14 protein-coding genes are annotated in these 16,137 nt (G+C 65.0%); 4 read left to right on the top strand and 10 right to left on the bottom strand.

The window, feature by feature from the left end; genetic code table 11:
- Positions 1-55: 55 nt before the first annotated feature.
- Positions 56-1,141, bottom strand: coding sequence for a quinolinate synthase NadA (nadA, locus tag G572_RS0121150; protein WP_029060164.1), 1,086 nt, complete (start codon positions 1,139-1,141; stop codon positions 56-58).
- 417 nt (positions 1,142-1,558) lie between these two features.
- On the opposite strand from nadA, the gene G572_RS0121155 reads away from it, so the two are divergent.
- The gene (locus G572_RS0121155; protein ID WP_029060165.1) at positions 1,559-2,803 is read left to right on the top strand and encodes an MFS transporter; all 1,245 of its coding nucleotides are present in this window, start codon (positions 1,559-1,561) and stop codon (positions 2,801-2,803) included.
- Between the two features lie 341 nt (positions 2,804-3,144).
- Here the strand turns inward: G572_RS0121155 and glyS are convergent, their stop codons facing one another.
- The 4 genes from glyS to G572_RS0121175 all read right to left on the bottom strand — a co-directional run bounded on the left by glyS (position 3,145) and on the right by G572_RS0121175 (position 9,107).
- The gene (glyS, locus tag G572_RS0121160; protein ID WP_029060166.1) at positions 3,145-5,355 is read right to left on the bottom strand and encodes a glycine--tRNA ligase subunit beta; all 2,211 of its coding nucleotides are present in this window, start codon (positions 5,353-5,355) and stop codon (positions 3,145-3,147) included.
- Between the two features lie 142 nt (positions 5,356-5,497).
- Positions 5,498-7,447, bottom strand: a complete 1,950-nt coding sequence (locus G572_RS0121165; protein WP_156884775.1) for a DUF2207 domain-containing protein — start codon at positions 7,445-7,447, stop codon at positions 5,498-5,500.
- A gap of 31 nt (positions 7,448-7,478) precedes the next feature.
- Complete coding sequence (locus G572_RS0121170; RefSeq protein WP_029060168.1) at positions 7,479-8,036, bottom strand: LemA family protein; 558 nt, start codon at positions 8,034-8,036, stop codon at positions 7,479-7,481.
- A gap of 141 nt (positions 8,037-8,177) precedes the next feature.
- Positions 8,178-9,107 carry a glycine--tRNA ligase subunit alpha gene (locus G572_RS0121175; RefSeq protein ID WP_425423459.1) on the bottom strand — a complete coding sequence of 310 codons (930 nt, stop codon included), beginning with the start codon at positions 9,105-9,107 and terminating at the stop codon, positions 8,178-8,180.
- 346 nt (positions 9,108-9,453) lie between these two features.
- Between G572_RS0121175 and G572_RS0121180 the strand changes: the two genes are divergently transcribed.
- Positions 9,454-9,846, top strand: coding sequence for a hypothetical protein (locus G572_RS0121180; protein ID WP_029060170.1), 393 nt, complete (start codon positions 9,454-9,456; stop codon positions 9,844-9,846).
- 98 nt (positions 9,847-9,944) lie between these two features.
- On the opposite strand, the gene G572_RS0121185 is transcribed toward G572_RS0121180, so the two are convergent.
- The gene (locus G572_RS0121185; RefSeq protein ID WP_029060171.1) at positions 9,945-10,619 is read right to left on the bottom strand and encodes a cation efflux transmembrane domain-containing protein; all 675 of its coding nucleotides are present in this window, start codon (positions 10,617-10,619) and stop codon (positions 9,945-9,947) included.
- A gap of 111 nt (positions 10,620-10,730) precedes the next feature.
- Between G572_RS0121185 and G572_RS0121190 the strand changes: the two genes are divergently transcribed.
- Positions 10,731-11,144, top strand: a complete 414-nt coding sequence (locus G572_RS0121190) for a MerR family transcriptional regulator (protein ID WP_029060172.1) — start codon at positions 10,731-10,733, stop codon at positions 11,142-11,144.
- A gap of 16 nt (positions 11,145-11,160) precedes the next feature.
- Here G572_RS0121190 and G572_RS0121195 read toward each other — a convergent pair whose 3' ends face one another.
- The 3 genes from G572_RS0121195 to G572_RS25145 all read right to left on the bottom strand — a co-directional run bounded on the left by G572_RS0121195 (position 11,161) and on the right by G572_RS25145 (position 13,328).
- Positions 11,161-11,346: a hypothetical protein gene (locus tag G572_RS0121195; RefSeq protein ID WP_029060173.1), complete on the bottom strand. Its 186-nt coding sequence runs from the start codon at positions 11,344-11,346 to the stop codon at positions 11,161-11,163.
- 77 nt (positions 11,347-11,423) lie between these two features.
- The gene (locus G572_RS0121200) at positions 11,424-12,281 is read right to left on the bottom strand and encodes a S49 family peptidase (RefSeq protein ID WP_029060174.1); all 858 of its coding nucleotides are present in this window, start codon (positions 12,279-12,281) and stop codon (positions 11,424-11,426) included.
- A gap of 111 nt (positions 12,282-12,392) precedes the next feature.
- Positions 12,393-13,328 carry a uracil-DNA glycosylase gene (locus G572_RS25145; protein WP_037547832.1) on the bottom strand — a complete coding sequence of 312 codons (936 nt, stop codon included), beginning with the start codon at positions 13,326-13,328 and terminating at the stop codon, positions 12,393-12,395.
- 178 nt (positions 13,329-13,506) lie between these two features.
- Here G572_RS25145 and G572_RS0121210 point away from each other — a divergent pair, with 178 nt between their 5' ends.
- Positions 13,507-15,186 (top strand): electron transfer flavoprotein-ubiquinone oxidoreductase, encoded by a 1,680-nt coding sequence (locus G572_RS0121210; RefSeq protein ID WP_029060175.1) that lies wholly within the window; start codon positions 13,507-13,509, stop codon positions 15,184-15,186.
- Positions 15,187-15,516: 330 nt separating this feature from the next.
- Here the strand turns inward: G572_RS0121210 and G572_RS0121215 are convergent, their stop codons facing one another.
- Positions 15,517-16,068, bottom strand: a complete 552-nt coding sequence (locus G572_RS0121215) for a flavodoxin domain-containing protein (RefSeq protein ID WP_029060176.1) — start codon at positions 16,066-16,068, stop codon at positions 15,517-15,519.
- Between the last annotated feature and the right edge of the window lie 69 nt (positions 16,069-16,137).

Raw genomic sequence — 16,137 nt, forward strand, 5'->3', positions numbered from 1 at the left:
AGGGAGGGTCGGGCCGCGCGCCAGGCCCGGAAAGGCAAGGCGCGCGAACCGCTTGTCAGCTCTTCAGGTGGATCATCCGCTCAACCGCCTGGCGGGCGCGGTCCGCCACCTGGGGATCGACCGTGACTTCATCGCGCATTTCCACAAGCGCGTCGAGGATCTTCGACAAGGTAATGCGCTTCATGTGCGGGCAGAGGTTGCACGGGCGCACATAGTTCACGCCCGGCGTCTCCGACGCGATGTTGTCGGCCATCGAACATTCGGTGACCAGCATCACCTTCTCCGGCCGGTTGGTCTTCACCCAGTTGATCATGCCGGCGGTCGAGCCGGTAAAATCGGCCTCGTCGACCACCTCGGGCGGACACTCGGGATGCGCGATGATCTTCACCGACGGCTCGATGTCGCGGTATTCGCGCAACTCGTCGGCGGTAAAGCGCTCATGCACCTCGCAAGCACCGGCCCAGGTCAGGATCTCGACATCCGTCTGGCGCGCCACATTGGCCGCCAGATACTGGTCGGGAATGAGCAGCACCTTGGGCGCGCCCAGGCTTTCCACCACCTGTACGGCATTGGCCGAGGTGCAGCAGATGTCACATTCCGCCTTCACGTCGGCGGAGGTGTTCACATAGGTGACGATCGGCACGCCGGGGTGCTTTTCGCGCAAGCCCCGCACATCGGCGGCGGTGATCGATTCCGCCAACGAACAGCCGGCGTTCATGTCGGGGATCAACACCGTCTTTTCCGGGCTGAGGATCTTGGCGGTCTCGGCCATGAAGTGCACGCCGCACTGGACGATCACATCCGCGTCGGTCTTGGCCGCCTCCTTGGCGAGCTGAAGGCTGTCGCCGACGATGTCGGCCACGCCGTGGAAAATCTCCGGCGTCATGTAGTTATGCGCCAGGATGACCGCGTTGCGCTCCTTCTTGAGCTTGTTGATCGCATGAATCACCGGCGCCAGCACCGGCCATTCAACCTTCGGGATAAAATCCTTCACCTTCTCGTAGACCGACGCGGTTTCCGCTTCGACCTCGGGCGTGTAGGCAAGGGACGGACGCGCGACCGGCGGAAATCCGGCGGCCTTCTCGCGTGCGGGGCGACGGGTGTCGGCGCATGCGCCGGTGGAGATTACAGTGGTGGTCATGGCGACCTCCCTTGACTGTTCCTGAACCGCACTCGGCAGTTCACTCGACCCTGAGCCGTCGCGTCTTTTCCGGCGCTTTATGCTCAATATGAGCATAACCTGACGTTTAAAAAACGCGGCCAAGGCCGTCGGTTATGCTCTTCGCGGGTATATATAAGGATGCAATAGCAGATTGCCAAATGCTTTCTTGCATCCCCCTGCGTGGCCCGGAAACGGCCAGCCTGGCAGACCGTCCACGAACCCATCCGTATCGTGAATGGCATCGATCAGGATCTTTCGCTTTTCGCGCCACTTGACGTCGCGCATAGTCTGCGCGCTCTTCGGCCGCACAGTGTCTGCCGGCTTGTGCAAGCCCCGAACGAAACAACGACCGCCCGGCCCGACCCGCCGGCACCAGACAACAGCACGGACACGATCATGACCTCCGCCTCCCCCCGCGACACCGCCATCAAGGACGGTCCCAACGTCCCGCTGATCATCATTTGCGGCTGCGTGATCGCGCTGATCGGTTTCGGGCCGCGCTCCTCGATGGGCCTGTTTCTGGCGCCGATGACCGATGCCCGCGACTGGTCGCGCGAGGTGTTCTCGCTGGCGCTTGCGATCCAGAACCTGATGTGGGGCGCCGGCCAGCCGATTGCCGGCATGATCGCCGACCGCTACGGCACCGCACGCACGGTCACCTTCGGCGCGTTGCTCTATATCGCCGGCCTTGGGCTGATGGCCTTCGTGGAATCGCCGATGATGCTGCACATCTCCGCCGGCGTGATGGTCGGCCTCGGCGTCGCGTTTTCTTCCTTCTCGCTGGTCCTGGCCGCCTTCGGGCGCGCCGTCACGCCGGCGAAGCGTTCGCTTGCCTTTGGCGTCGGTACTGCCGCAGGCTCCTTCGGTCAGTTCCTCTTTGCCCCGCTCGGACAGGCTTTGATCGACGGTTTCGGCTGGCATCAGGCCCTGCTGATCCTCGCCGCCATTGTCGCCATGGTGCCGCTTCTTTCCATCGCGCTGAAGGGCAAGCCCAAGGCGTTTTCGGCCGATTCCGGCGAGATCGACCAGAGCCTCGGCCAGGCGCTTGCGGAAGCCTTCGGCACGCGCGGGTTCTTGCTGCTGACCTTCGGCTTCTTCGTCTGCGGCTTTCACGTCGCCTTCATCACCGTGCATTTGCCGCCCTATATCGTCGACCTCGGTCTCGACCCGAGCTGGGGGGCGATCGCCATCGCGCTGATCGGCTTTTGCAACGTCTTCGGCGCGCTGGCGGCGGGCTACATCGGCGGACGCTATTCCAAACCGCATTTCCTGTCGCTGATCTATATCGGACGGGCGGTCGCCATCACCATCTTCCTGCTGGTGCCGGCAACGCCGTTCACCGTGCTCGTCTTTGCCGGGACGATGGGCTTCCTGTGGCTCTCCACCGTGCCGCCGACATCAGGCCTCGTCGCGGTCATGTTCGGCCCGCGCTACATGGCGACGCTGTTCGGCTTCGTGTTCTTCTCCCACCAGATCGGCGCGTTTCTCGGCGTCTGGCTCGGCGGGCGCATCTACGACCAGACCGGCTCCTACGATCCGATCTGGTGGATGGGCATCGCGCTCGGGATCTTCGCCGCGCTCGTGCACTGGCCGATCCGGGAAGAGCCGGTGGCGCGGCTTTCCGGCATGCCGGCGGAGTGACGCCGGGCCTTCGCACCACCCACCGACGTCATCCCGGCCCCTGAGCCGGGATCCAGTCCACGTCGCCAGTGTCCACGGCAGATGCCGGAACGCGGACGCATCGACCTAACTCGCACCCGCTGAGGTTGCCAATGGATCCCGGCTCGGGGGCCGGGATGACGCAGAGTGTGGCGGCGCGTCCGCTTGCCCGGGGTGACGCCGAGCGGAACACGCCCGACACCGTGCCTTCGGCACGCTTCATCCCCACCGCGCCCCCCCCCCAGCGAGACGGATGGCGTCCTCCCGGGCGTGGCGCAGCCGCGACCCGGGATCGGAGAGCCCCGACGTTCGGTTGAAGCGCTCTAACCCGCGATCTTGGAGAAATCCGCAACGCCGAGCGTCGCCTCGCGGATTTCCGCAAGCAGGCGCAAGCGGTTGAGCCGCAGGTCGGGATCGTCGGCATTGACGTGGATGTCGTCGAAGAAGCGGTCGACGGGCGCACGCAGGCCGGCAAGAGCGGTCATCGCGGCCGAGAAATCCTCGTTTTTCAGCGCATCGCGGAGTGCTGCACGCGCCGTGTCGATGGCGGCCGCCAGATCGATTTCCGCCGGCTCAACCAGATGATCGGCATGCGGACGGCCCTCGATGGCCGTGCCGTCCTTCTTTTCTTCCGCGCGCAGGATGTTGGCCGCGCGCTTGGTGCCGGCAAGCAGGTTCGCGCCGTCTTCGGTTGCGAGAAACGCCCCCAGCGCCTCGACGCGCTTGACCACCATCAAGAGGTCGTCCTGCCCTTCCAGCGCGAAGACCGCGTCGATCAGGTCGTGGCGCGCGCCCTCGTCCTTCAGGTGGACCTTCAACCGGTCGCCGAAGAAGGCAAGGAGGTCGAGGGCAAGGCCTTCTGACTTCGCTTGATCCGGCAGGTTCTTTTTGTGAATTTCTTCCGCGATCCGGTCATCGACCTTAGACCCCAGGTCCAACCCCTTCGTTGCCATTGCCGCGTCGACGGCCTGCTCCAGCGCATGATCCGTTGAAATTTCGCGCAGAATGCGGGTCTCGGCCAACATGATCCGCGATTTCAGCCCCAAACGCAGCCCGTTCTCCAGCACGATCCGGATCACGCCGAGCGCGGCACGCCTCAGAGCGTAAGGGTCCTTGGAGCCGGTCGGCTTTTCGTCGATGGCCCAGAAGCCGGTCAGGAGATCCAGCTTGTCGGCGAGCGCGACCGCAATCGCGACCGGATCGCCCGGCACATCGTCGGACGGACCCTGCGGCTTGTAGTGGTCTTCGATGGCGGTCGCGACGGAGGCGTCCTCGCCCTGGAGGTCCGCGTAGGTGCGCCCGATCTGGCCCTGAAGCTCGGGGAACTCGAAGACCATCTGCGTCGGCAGGTCGGCCTTGGCAAGGCGCGCCGCACGCGCAGCCTTTTCCACATCTGCGCCCACCTGCGGCGCGATCTCGCGCGCCAGCGCTTCCAGCCGCGCAACGCGGGCGGCCTGCGTGCCGAGCTTTTCGTGAAAGACGACATGATCGAGTTTCGGCAGCCGGCTTTCCAGCGGCGCCTTCAGATCGGTTTCCCAGAAGAACCAGGCATCCGACAGCCTTGCGCGGATCACCTTCTCGTTGCCGGCGATGATCGTCGCGCCGCCGTCGGCGGCCTTGATGTTGGAGACCGCGACGAAGCGGTTGGAGAGCGCGCCCGTTGCCGGATCCTTCAGCACGAAGCACTTCTGGTTCGCGCGGATCGTCAGGCGGATGACCTCGTCGGGAAGCTTGAGAAAGGTCTCGTCGAAGCTTCCCGTCAGCACCAGCGGCCATTCGACAAGCCCCGCGACCTCTTCCAGAAGCCCCTCGTCCTCGACCAGCTCCAGCCCGAGCGCCATTGCGCGGTTGCGCGCATCATGGGCGATGATGTCCTTGCGCCGGTCGGCATCGAGCACGACCTTCGCCTTTTCCAGCTTGTCGGCGTAATCCTCCAGCCGCCGCACCTCGAACGCGTCTGGCGCCAGGAAGCGGTGGCCGCGCGTAAACTTCGAGGAAACGATCCCGTCGACCTCGAAGGGGATCACCTCAGGCTCTTCCGTCTCGGGTCCGAAGGTCGCGACAATGGAATGCAGCGGACGCACCCAGCGCAAGCTGCCCGTTCCCCAGCGCATCGACTTCGGCCAGGGGAAGTTGCGGATGATGCCGGGCATTGCCTCGGCGACGATCTCCGGCGTCGAGCGGCCCGGCTTTTCGATCACGGCAACGTAGAAATCACCCTTCTTCGGATCGCTCGCGACCTCCGCCTCGTCGATGGAGGCGAGACCCGCGCCGCGCAAAAATCCTTCGAGCGCCTTTTCCGGCGCGCCGACGCGCGGACCCTTTCGCTCTTCGCGCGTTGCGCTGGAAGCGGCCGGAAGACCCGCGACATGAAGCGCCAGCCGGCGCGGGGTCACAAAGGCCTTGGCGCCCTCGTAGGTGAGACCCGCATCCACCAGCGCGTTGGTGACCAGCGACTTGAGGTTATCCGCCGCACGCCGTTGCATGCGGGCCGGAATTTCCTCGCTGAACAGCTCCAGGAGAAGATCGGGCATCTTTGATCTCGATGTTTGGGTGGCCCGGGCGCTTGGTAAGCGCCCGCGAAAACATGTGCTGCGTCCGTTACCAAGGCGGGAGGAAAAAGTCACCCCCACAGCCAAGCCAGGGCTGCGCGGGGTGACGAAAAAGAGACGCGGCCTACCAGCCACCACCCCCGCCGCCGCCGCCGCCGCCTCCGGAAAAGCCGCCGCCTCCGGAAAAACCGGAAGACGAGGATTTCGGGGCCGGCAGGGACGAGGAGAAACTTCCCGACATCGCGCTGACGGTATCGCCCAATGTGCTGGAGATATGGTGCGCATCGAAATGCCGACCGCTGTACCACGTGGGCGCATAGCTGGCCGCGACCGCAGCGCCGGCCGCCGTCGTCAACCAGGCCTCAAAGGCTCTCGACCACGGCTTTTCAACCCCCAGCGCAACCGCATAGGGCAAGAGCGTCTCGAAGTGACGCGGGCTCATCTCCGGCGCGCCGGCCATGTTCATCCGGTCTTTTTCGGCGACCGAAAGATACATGTTCAGCCCCTCGATCTCGTCGAGACGCGCGCGTCCCACCGCGGTTGGCGCGCCGAGCAGGAAGAAGAACAACACGTTTACCGAAAACAACCCCACGGCGATCAGGACCGGATAGGGGATCTCGCCGTTGATCGAAATCACCGCGAACGCCCCGACGCCCAACGCCATGACGAGCGCGAACACGGCAAAGGCAAGACCGACCCGGGCCATGATTCCGCGTGAACGGCTGAGGCTCTTGCCGATCCGCAAGGAGAACAGCGTGCCGACGAAGCCGCCCATCATCGCGGGGAACAATGCGCCGATTTCGGTCTGATCGAGATTGCCGAACACAACGAGAGCAATGATCGTCAGGACACTCAAGCCGATGCCCGGGACAAGATAGAGACGGTTTTCCTTGAAGAAGCGCCCCCGGTTTTCCCCTTCGATGGCACCGCGAAAGCTCTTGCCGAGCGAGACCACCGAGATTCCGTTCGCCGTGCTGAGCGTGAGGCTCGAATTGCGTGCGTCGAACCAGCGGGCAATTGCCGCCTCTCCTTTCGGCAACCCCTTGAGATTTCCCGTCTCGCTCCGGGGCCGGGACAACGTCAGATCCTCGGCGAAATCCTCCATCTTCATCCGGCCCTTGATCGCCAGATTGAGACAGGCGGCCGACAGCGCCTTCCAGCCGCCATCGCCGAAGCCCTTGTCGTAAATATAGGCGGCCAGCGCCGGCGACACGCCGTCGGGCGCCTCGAAACGCGGAAAGACGACGCCCTTCGCCGGGTCGCGTCCAACGAGCCACCACGCACCGAAATAATAGACGAGCACCAGCAGCGCGCCGCCGCCGCCCAGGATCGTCGCCATGTTGTCCTGCAGGAAGTAGCCGAGTTCCTCTTCCGGCGTCGGCGGCGCAACGACGCCCTTTTCCATGGCAACGACAACGCTCAGGCCCTCGCCGGCGGACAAGGGCCGCGTGGTGGAAAAGACAACGCTGTTGCCGGCGTCTTCCGTACGGGCCGTCACATCGCTTCCGCGCTCGGCGAAGCGGCCGGTGTAGGCAGTCCATTGCTGCGCCGGCGCGCCGTTTGGCAGCACCACCCGAGCGGTGGCCTTGTCGATCGGGAAGATCCATTCGTTGCCGGTGACGTTCCAGAACAGCTCGTCATAATCTTCGAAGAAGCGGATCTGGCGGGTCGTCTCGTAGACGAGCTTGTAGGTGTAGTCGCCCGGCGTCAGCAGGACCTCTTCCCTGCCGAAATAGATTCGGACTCCGCCGCCGCCGCGATTGACCTTATAGCCGTCGGGCTCTCCGTCGCGGGTTACCGACAAGAGCTCGAATCCGGCCAGCGCACGCCGCCCGTCCGCGGTCTCGAATGCGAGCGGAATGTCGCGGTAGATGCCCCGCCGGATCTCATTGCCCTCCGCGCGCACGCGGATGGTCTCCGTGACCGTCAGCGTGCCGTCGCCGCCCACCTCGACGGTCGCGTTGAAGGAATGAATGCGTTCTTGCGCATTGCCCGCACCGCCCGAGACGGCGATCAGGCAAAACGCGAGACCGATCACGGCCATCGCGTGGCGCATTTTCATGACAAGCGGCATGGCGCCTCTCTTTGCGGTAAGGGCAATCGCTCTAGAAGGAGACCTCGGGGACGGCGCGGTCGGCCGGGTCCTCGATCTCGAAATAGTCGGCCTGCTCGAACCCGAACTTCCCGGCGATCAGGTTGGCGGGAAAGCTCTCCACCGTCACGTTGAGACCGCGCACCGCGCCGTTGTAGTAGCGCCGCGCCATCTGGATGGTCTCCTCGACCTTGTCGAGCGAGGCATGGAGATCGCGGAAGCCGTCGTTGGCCTTCAGGTCCGGATAGGCCTCGGCCACCGCGAAAAGCCGGCCGAGCGCCTGGGACAGCATCGATTCCGCCTGGGAGCGGCCGGCGACGTCGTCGCGCGGCATGCTGGCCGCGCGCGCGCGCATTTCGGTCACTTCCTCAAGCGTCGCCCTTTCATGGGCGGCATAGCCCTTCACCGTCTCGATCAGATTGGGGATGAGGTCGGTGCGGCGCTTGAGCTGAACATCGATGCCGCTCCAGCCCTCGCGCACCATCTGCCGCTGGCGCACCAGCGTGTTGTAGAGATAGACGACATAAAGCCCGAGCGCGACAAGCACGCCCAGCACGATCCAGGTTCCCATTCCGTCCCGTCCTTCTTTCCGAAATGATCTTCGGCCCCGACGGGGAAACGCTAGTGCGTCGCCGGGGAAATGTCACCCGAATGTGAGCCCCCGCCTGCCGCTCAGCGGAAGGCCTTCCTCCCGCCCGTCCGACGGATCGGCCTACGCCGTGTACCCGACGCCGCCGGCTTCCGTTTCCAGGAAGGCGCCGCCGCAGGCCTTGGTCAGCTCGCGGACGCGCAGGATGTAGCTCTGACGCTCGGTCACGGAAATCACGCCGCGCGCATCGAGCAAGTTGAAGGCGTGGCTCGCCTTGATGCACTGGTCGTACGCCGGCAGCACCACCTGATGAACGCTTGCGCCCGCCGCATCGCGCGCCTTGGCGCCGGCGTCCAGCAGGCGACGGCATTCGTCTTCCGCGTCCTTGAAATGACGAAACAGCGTTTCCGTGTCGGCGTGTTCGAAATTGTGGCGCGAATACTCCTGCTCGGCCTGCAGGAACACATCGCCATAGGTGACCTTTTCCGCGCCCTCGCGGCCGTTGTAGTTCAGGTCGTAGACGTTATCGACGCCCTGGATGTACATGGCGAGCCGTTCCAGCCCGTAGGTAAGCTCGCCGGAAACGGGCGAACACTCGAAGCCCGCGACCTGCTGGAAGTAGGTGAACTGCGACACTTCCATGCCGTCGCACCAGCATTCCCAGCCAAGACCCCAGGCGCCGAGTGTCGGGCTTTCCCAGTCGTCCTCCACGAAGCGGATGTCGTGCAGCGCGGGATCGAGGCCGATGGCATAGAGCGAGTTGAGATAGAGCTCCTGCAGGTTCTCCGGCGAGGGCTTCAGGATCACCTGGAACTGGTAGTAGTGCTGGAGCCGGTTCGGGTTCTCGCCGTAGCGCCCGTCGGTCGGACGGCGCGAGGGCTGCACATAGGCCGCCTTCCACGGGCGCGGTCCGAGCGAGCGCAGCGTGGTCGCCGGGTGAAACGTGCCGGCGCCGACCTCCATGTCGTAGGGCTGCAGGACCACGCAGCCCTGATCGGCCCAATAGCGCTGGAGCGTCAGGATCAGCCCCTGAAAGGAGTTTTCGGGGCGCATGTGCGCGGGCACTGCTTCGCTGGTCATGATCTTTCGTCCTTGCCGCTGCCGGAACCGGCGCACAGGCGCGCGCCCGGTCGGCGCGACAGGTGCCACCATCGCCCCGCGCCGTCAAGGCGGCTTGGCCGCGCAAACGCGCCGGCCGAGCCGCATCCGAAGGCGAAGACCGTCCGCCTGGTCCGCGCAGGGGCAAAGACGACGCCCTGTGCTGCGCATCACATCACCTAACCTTCCGCTACGGCACTATGACATCACAGGCAAGGCGGACAATGAACACCGCACCCTGAGCGACAAACGATCCGCACCGGCGGGCAAACCACTCACACATGACAGGAAGGAAACCAAAATGACCGATCTGCGAAAAATGACACTGATGAGTGTTGTCACCCTGACGATGGCATTCGGGGCGAGCCAGGCAATGGCACAAAGCAGCGCCGGCCAAGGCGGTGGCGGCGGCGGCGCGAGCCAGAGTGCATCCGTCGACGGCAGCAGCGGCGGCGGTCGCCGCGGCTGGGGACCGAAGAGCAGCGTGGGCGGGCCGATCCTCTGTGCGACGCCGAGCTGCATGGCCACCGCTGCCGCGGCCACCCATGTGCCCGGAAAGCCGCGCAGGCCGGCACGCACGCCGATCCTCAAGAAGCAGGAGGAAGGATGCAGCAAGATCCGCTACGTCTATCCGAACGGCACCGTGATCATCCAGTCCGATTGCCCGCGTCCGGTGATCGGGACCCACCGGTAACCGAAGGATTGCGCAAACACCGAAAACGGGGACGCCAGACGTGCCCCCGTTTTCGACCCGATTTCGTCCCGCCAGACCGGCCCGGCCTGTTCAACCGATCAGGCTGCCGGCGTTTCCCCGCCATGATCATGCCCGTGACCTTGCGCCGTTCCGGCCGCCTTTGCGGTGGTGCGTTCGCGCCACGCCTGCACGATGATCTGGAAGGCGGAGGAGAGAAACAGACCGGCCATCAGCCCAGCGACCAGAAGATCCGGCCAGCCCGTGTCGCTTGCCCATACGCCCGCCGCCGCAATCATGACCGCGATATTGCCGATCGCATCGTTGCGCGAGCACAGCCAGACGGAGCGCACATTGGCGTCGCCGTCCTTGTAGCGCATCAGCAAGCCGACACTCGCCAGATTGGCCGCCAGCGCCAGAAAACCGATGGCGCCCATCACCTCGGCCTGCGGCACCCCCAGGACCATCACCTGGTAGAGCGTCGACCCCAGCACCCACAGGCCCATGGCGAGCAGGCTGATGCCCTTCACAAGCGCAGCGGTGGCACGCACATTCAAGGAAGCGCCGATGACCGCTAGCGAAATGCCGTATGTCATCGCGTCGCCGAAGAAATCCAGCGCATCGGCCTTCAACGCCTGGGAACCGGCCATCTGACCGGCGACCATCTCGACGATGAACATCGCCGCATTGATCGCAATGACCGCCCAGAGCCGGCGCTTGTAGTCGTCCGACAGGCCTTCGAACGTCCCGTGATCGTGTCCGCAGCATGCACCCATGGTGGGATTCCTCTTGCTTTGCGATGAGACCCGTCCTTGCCCGACAGGCCTTGTTCAGTGTTGCGGCAGACCCTAAATGCTGTAGCGACTAGAGGTTCAAGAGGAAAAATCATGCTGTCGATCGGCGCACTCTCAAAGGCCACCGGTGTCAAGGTCCCGACGATCCGCTACTACGAACACCAAGGGCTGATCGCCCCGCCGGTGCGGTCCCACGGCAACCAGCGCCGCTACGAGCCGGCGGCGCGCGAGCGGCTCTCGTTCATTCGCCATGCCCGCGATCTCGGATTGCCACTGGACGCGATCCGCGAACTGCTGGAATTGAGCGAGACACCGGAGATGCCTTGCGCGGATGCCCACCGCATCGCGGTCGGCCATCTTGCCGAGGTACGCGCACGCATTGCCCGGCTGCAAAATCTCGAGGCGGAACTCCAACGCATCACGACGGCCTGCGATGCCGAGACCATCGGCGACTGCCACGTCATTCACGCGCTTGCCGATCACGCCCTGTGCGAACGCGACCACTGAGGAACGCGCGAGGGCCTCAGTCCTTCGGCCGATAGCGCCCGGTTTCGGGGTCGCGTTCCAGCGTCTTCATCGGCTGGGCGTCGGTTGTCTTGCGCGCGGCCCTGGACACGCGGTTTTCCACCCGGCCCATTTCGCGGCGAACCGCGCGGTACAGCACATATCCGCCGACCGCCAGGGCTGCCGCGCCAAACACATTCACCATTGAACTGCTCCCGTTGCTGTGGCGACAGACCTGTCAACGCGCCAAAGGGGCTCGAGTTTCGCCTGTACCCGGCGCAATCACAATCCGTATCGCGTCCAGAGCGCACGAATTTCCAGCGCCGAAAAGGCTTCGTCCGCGAGCCCTTGGGTCAGTCCGCCCGACGCTCCCGCCGCGACGCCCGAGGCGGGCCGGCGCCCGAACAGCGAGCGAGGGGCGGAAATCAGCGGCGTTTTCACCTTGTCGCCGTAACGGGCCCGCAGCACCGAGCGCAAATCGCCGAGGCTATCGACCAGCCCGAGATCGCGCGCCGCCGATCCTGTCCAGAACAGTCCGGTGAAAAGGTCCGGATTGTCGACCAGAACCTCGCCCCGGCGGGTCTTGACGAGATCGATGAACACGTCATGGACCTCGAGCTGCAGCGCCTTCAGATGCTGCACGTCTTCCTCGCGCTCCGGGCGGAACGGATCGAGGATCGCCTTGTTGGAGCCGGCGGTGTGCACACGTCGCTCGACGCCGAGCTTGGCGAGTGCCTCGGGAAAGCCGAATCCCGCCGAAACAACCCCGATGGAGCCGACGATCGAAGAGGGATCGGCAACGATTTCATCGCCGGCGACGGCAATCATATAGCCGCCGGAAGCCGCCACATCCTCGACGAAGACGAGCACGTCCTTCTTCTTTTCCTCGGCAAGCGCACGAATTCGCCGATGGATCAGATGCGCCTGGACAGGCGACCCCCCCGGCGAATTGATGATCAGCGCGACTGCCGGACCTTCGATGCCGAAGGCCTTGTCGAGCTGCTGGGCGACATTCGCGAGCGACAGCCCCGGCCGCAGCGGCGAGGCCATGCCGATGGCCCCCTGGAGCCGCACGACCGGCACCGTCGTTGGAACATTGCCCCATTTTCCGGGAAGACGTTTTCGCAAACGGTCGAGCACGCGGGCGCTCCTTCTTGGTTTGAATGTCAACGGGAACCAGCTGGCCCTTTGCCGGGATATAAGAGTTTGCCACGCCGAAAAAAGGCGTCGTCCGGCGGCCAGGAGACCAGGTCAGTCGGACGCGGATTGCGCCAGCGCGGCCTGAAGCGCCAGGAGGTCGCGCCAGGCATAGCGTTTCTGCTCGGGATTGCGCAGCAGATGGTCGGGATGGAACGTGGCGAGCGCCTTCATCGTGCGCCCCGCAAGCGGCACATCAAGCCATTTGCCGCGCAACCGCAGGATCCCGTCCGGGTGGCCGGTCAGCGCATTGGCCGGATCGCCGCCCAGAAACACCAGCACGGCGGGCGCGACGAGCTCGATCTGGCGCAGTGCGAAGGGCTTGCAGATCTCAACCTCCTGCGGGCTCGCCTTGCGGTCTCCCGGCGGGCGCCAGGGCACCAGGTTGGTCACGCAGACGGCGTCGCGCGACAGGCCGACGGCCCCGAGCATGCGGTCGAACAAACGCCCTGCCGGCCCCACAAAGGGCAGCCCTTCGCGGTCGTCCTCGCGCCGGGGAGCGCCGCCCATGAACATCACCCGGGCGCCGGGGCGGCCTTGCGCGAACACGAAGGATTTGGCCGACATCTTGAGATTGCAGCCGTTGAACGCGGCGACCGCCTCGCGCAGGGCATCGAGTGTGGGTGCATTGCTGGCAAGTTCGCGGGCCGCTGCCACGGCCTCGTCGTCCGGCATCACGGCATGATGGGTCGGTTCCTGCGGGCCGGCCGGTCGTGCCGGCTCGCTTGGCAGGGGCACCGATCCGGGAATTGCGTGCCCTCCCCTGCCGGGATCCGCTGTCGTGCCGTGGGGGGCGGCCTGACCCGCCGACGGCGCCGCCGCGGATACCGCCCGCGGTGCGGGTCGGGCCGACAGCGCGAAGGCATCGACAGGATCCATGTCGATCCAGGCGTCGGCGCCCGAACCGACATAGAAGTCGATCAGCGCCTCGAGCGCGCGTGCGTGCCCGGCGCCGGGCTGTCGCGGATCATTGCTGTTGCCGGGTTCCATGGCATGGTTGTGCCGCATCGCGGGCGGCGGCGCAACGGTGCGGGATGACAGCGCGCATCATTCCGTTTACGTAAAGGGAAATTTCATTTCTGAATCCGCATGCACATTGCAGCGGCTTTCGCACTGCACTAAACAGAAGCGGAGTGACACGGATCGTGAATTTGCGGGGGAGACAGGTATGAGCGAAACGGAAACCCTTCCGGAACGCGAGAGCATGGATTTCGACGTGGTGATCGTCGGAGCGGGCCCTGCCGGCCTGTCCGCCGCGATCCGCCTGAAACAGATTGCAAACGACAAGGGCGAAGAGCTCTCCGTCGTCGTGCTGGAAAAGGGCTCGGAGGTCGGCGCGCACATCCTGTCCGGCGCTGTCATCGACCCCGTCGGCATCGACAAGCTGCTGCCGGACTGGCGCGAGGAGAGCGGCACACCGTTCAAGACGCCGGTGACCGCCGACCATTTTCTGGTTCTCGGCCCGGCCGGCTCGATCCGCCTGCCGAACCTGTTCATGCCGAAACTCATGAACAACCACGGCAACTACATCGTCTCGCTCGGCAATGTCTGCCGCTGGCTCGCCGAAAAGGCGGAGGCGCTCGGCGTCGAGATCTATCCGGGCTTTGCCGCGGCCGAGGTGCTTTACGATGACGCGGGTCGCGTCGTCGGCGTCGCCACCGGCGACATGGGCGTCGGGCGCGACGGCAAACCGAACGCCGGTTTCACGCGCGGCATGGAGCTGCGCGGCAAATACGTGCTGATCGGCGAAGGCGTGCGCGGGTCGCTTGCCAAGGAGCTGATCGCGAAATTCGATCTCGACGCGGACAGCGACGTGCCGAAATTCGGTATCGGCATCAAGGAACTGTGGCAGGTCGCCCCGGAAAAGCACCGTCCGGGCCTGGTCCAGCATTCCTTCGGCTGGCCGCTCGACAGCCGGACCGGCGGCGGTTCGTTCCTCTATCACCTGGAAGACAATCAGGTCGCGGTCGGCTTTGTCTTGCACCTGAACTACAAGAATCCCTATCTCTCGCCCTTCGACGAGTTTCAGCGGTTCAAGACGCATCCCGCGATCCGCGAGACCTTCGAGGGCGGCAAGCGCATCTCCTATGGCGCGCGCGCGATCACCGAGGGCGGATACCAGTCGGTTCCGAAGCTCTCCTTCCCCGGCGGCCTGCTGATCGGCTGCTCGGCCGGCTTCGTCAATGTGCCGCGTATCAAGGGGTCGCACAACGCGATGCTGTCCGGCATGCTGGCCGCGGAGGAAATCGCGCAGGCACTGGCCCGCGGCGAGGCAAACACCGAACTGACCGGCTTCGATACCGCCTGGCGGGAAAGCGAGATCGGCACGGACCTCAAGAAGGTGCGCAACGTCAAGCCGCTGTGGTCGCGTTTCGGCACCGTCATCGGCATCGCGCTCGGCGGTCTCGACATGTGGATGAACGAGCTCTTCGGCAAATCCGTCTTCGGCACGCTGAAGCACGGCAAGAGCGACGCCGAAAGCCTGGAGCCGGCGGCGAAACACGCCCCCATCGCCTATCCCAAGCCCGACGGCGAGGTCTCCTTCGACAAGCTCTCCTCGGTGTTCCTGTCCAACACCAATCACGAGGAGGACCAACCGATCCACCTCAAGGTGAAGGACGAGACGCTTCAAAAGACCTCGGAGCACGATGTCTATGCGGGACCGTCGAACCGCTATTGCCCGGCCGGCGTCTACGAGTGGATCGAGGAAGGCGCGGACGCCCCGCGCTTCCAGATCAACGCGCAGAACTGCGTCCACTGCAAGACCTGCGACATCAAGGATCCGAACGGCAACATCACCTGGACCGTGCCGGAAGGCGCGGGCGGGCCGAACTACCCGAACATGTGAGGTCCGGCCGCCGGCAACCGGCAGCCCCCCTCACCAAGACGCCAAGGCGCCCGCGCGACAGCCGTTGCGCGGGCGTTTTCGTTGCCGGCAAAGGTCGAACTGCTCCATGCGTCATACCGGGCAAGCGTCAGCGCGACCCGGTATCGGAGAGCCGAAAGCCTTCGTTTCTCAAACCAACAAACCCGACAGACAGTGCCTCTCCGATCCCGGCTCTCATTGCATTCGGCCGGGATGACGTTTCTTCAAAGCTTGTCATCACTCTCACGCCCGTCCGGCTCTCGCGCGGGCGTTGTCGGTTTCGGCCGTCCGGCCGTCCGGCCGTGCAAATGTCTACGCCACCGCCGACCGCCGGCACCTTTCCAGGAAGGTATCGACGAACACATCCAGCGCCGCCCAGTCGGTGAACTCCATGTCGCCGGAGGGATCCATCTCCACGCCCTTGTCGCGCAGGATGCGGTGGATCATCCAGCGCTTCAGGAAATTCATCTGACGGTCGTGCACGGCGCCGGCGGCGAGATGCACCAGGGTTGCGTCCCAGTCCACCTCGTCGAACATGTCGTCGACCGCCGCGCGGGCATTGGCGTGATCCTCTTCCTTCGACGAAGAGGCCGACAGGCTTACCGAAATGAAGGCGGTCGGCACATCCTCGAGGCGCGCCCGCTGCTTGCGGATGAACTCCACGATCTCCGGCTGATGGCGCCGGACATGCAGCGAGGCCGCGAGAATCGCGGCATCGAAGGTGCCGAGCTCGGTCGCCGCCGCCGCCCGCGCATCGACCAGCGTCACCGCATGACCGGCCGCGCGGATCCGGGACACCGCGCGGTCCGCGATCTTGCGGGTTTGCCCCTCCGTCGTCGCATAGACCACGAGGATATGTGCCATGCCTGTCTCCTGAAAGCGCCCACCACACGCATAGTGTGCATCAGTGTGACGACGCTTCCATGACAGGAG

Origin of the sequence: Stappia stellulata DSM 5886 (assembly GCF_000423705.1) — a bacterium.
In the GTDB taxonomy this organism is placed as follows: Bacteria; Pseudomonadota; Alphaproteobacteria; order Rhizobiales; family Stappiaceae; genus Stappia; species Stappia stellulata.

What these genes read in the sequence shown, in the direction of transcription:
- nadA (WP_029060164.1), bottom strand. Translation starts at nt 1,141, where the DNA reads ATGACCACCACTGTAATCTCCACCGGCGCATGCGCCGACACCCGTCGC.
- G572_RS0121155 (WP_029060165.1), top strand. Translation starts at nt 1,559, where the DNA reads ATGACCTCCGCCTCCCCCCGCGACACCGCCATCAAGGACGGTCCCAAC.
- glyS (WP_029060166.1), bottom strand. Translation starts at nt 5,355, where the DNA reads ATGCCCGATCTTCTCCTGGAGCTGTTCAGCGAGGAAATTCCGGCCCGC.
- G572_RS0121165 (WP_156884775.1), bottom strand. Translation starts at nt 7,447, where the DNA reads ATGCCGCTTGTCATGAAAATGCGCCACGCGATGGCCGTGATCGGTCTC.
- G572_RS0121170 (WP_029060168.1), bottom strand. Translation starts at nt 8,036, where the DNA reads ATGGGAACCTGGATCGTGCTGGGCGTGCTTGTCGCGCTCGGGCTTTAT.
- G572_RS0121175 (WP_425423459.1), bottom strand. Translation starts at nt 9,107, where the DNA reads ATGCGCCCCGAAAACTCCTTTCAGGGGCTGATCCTGACGCTCCAGCGC.
- G572_RS0121180 (WP_029060170.1), top strand. Translation starts at nt 9,454, where the DNA reads ATGACCGATCTGCGAAAAATGACACTGATGAGTGTTGTCACCCTGACG.
- G572_RS0121185 (WP_029060171.1), bottom strand. Translation starts at nt 10,619, where the DNA reads ATGGGTGCATGCTGCGGACACGATCACGGGACGTTCGAAGGCCTGTCG.
- G572_RS0121190 (WP_029060172.1), top strand. Translation starts at nt 10,731, where the DNA reads ATGCTGTCGATCGGCGCACTCTCAAAGGCCACCGGTGTCAAGGTCCCG.
- G572_RS0121195 (WP_029060173.1), bottom strand. Translation starts at nt 11,346, where the DNA reads ATGGTGAATGTGTTTGGCGCGGCAGCCCTGGCGGTCGGCGGATATGTG.
- G572_RS25145 (WP_037547832.1), bottom strand. Translation starts at nt 13,328, where the DNA reads ATGGAACCCGGCAACAGCAATGATCCGCGACAGCCCGGCGCCGGGCAC.
- G572_RS0121210 (WP_029060175.1), top strand. Translation starts at nt 13,507, where the DNA reads ATGAGCGAAACGGAAACCCTTCCGGAACGCGAGAGCATGGATTTCGAC.
- G572_RS0121215 (WP_029060176.1), bottom strand. Translation starts at nt 16,068, where the DNA reads ATGGCACATATCCTCGTGGTCTATGCGACGACGGAGGGGCAAACCCGC.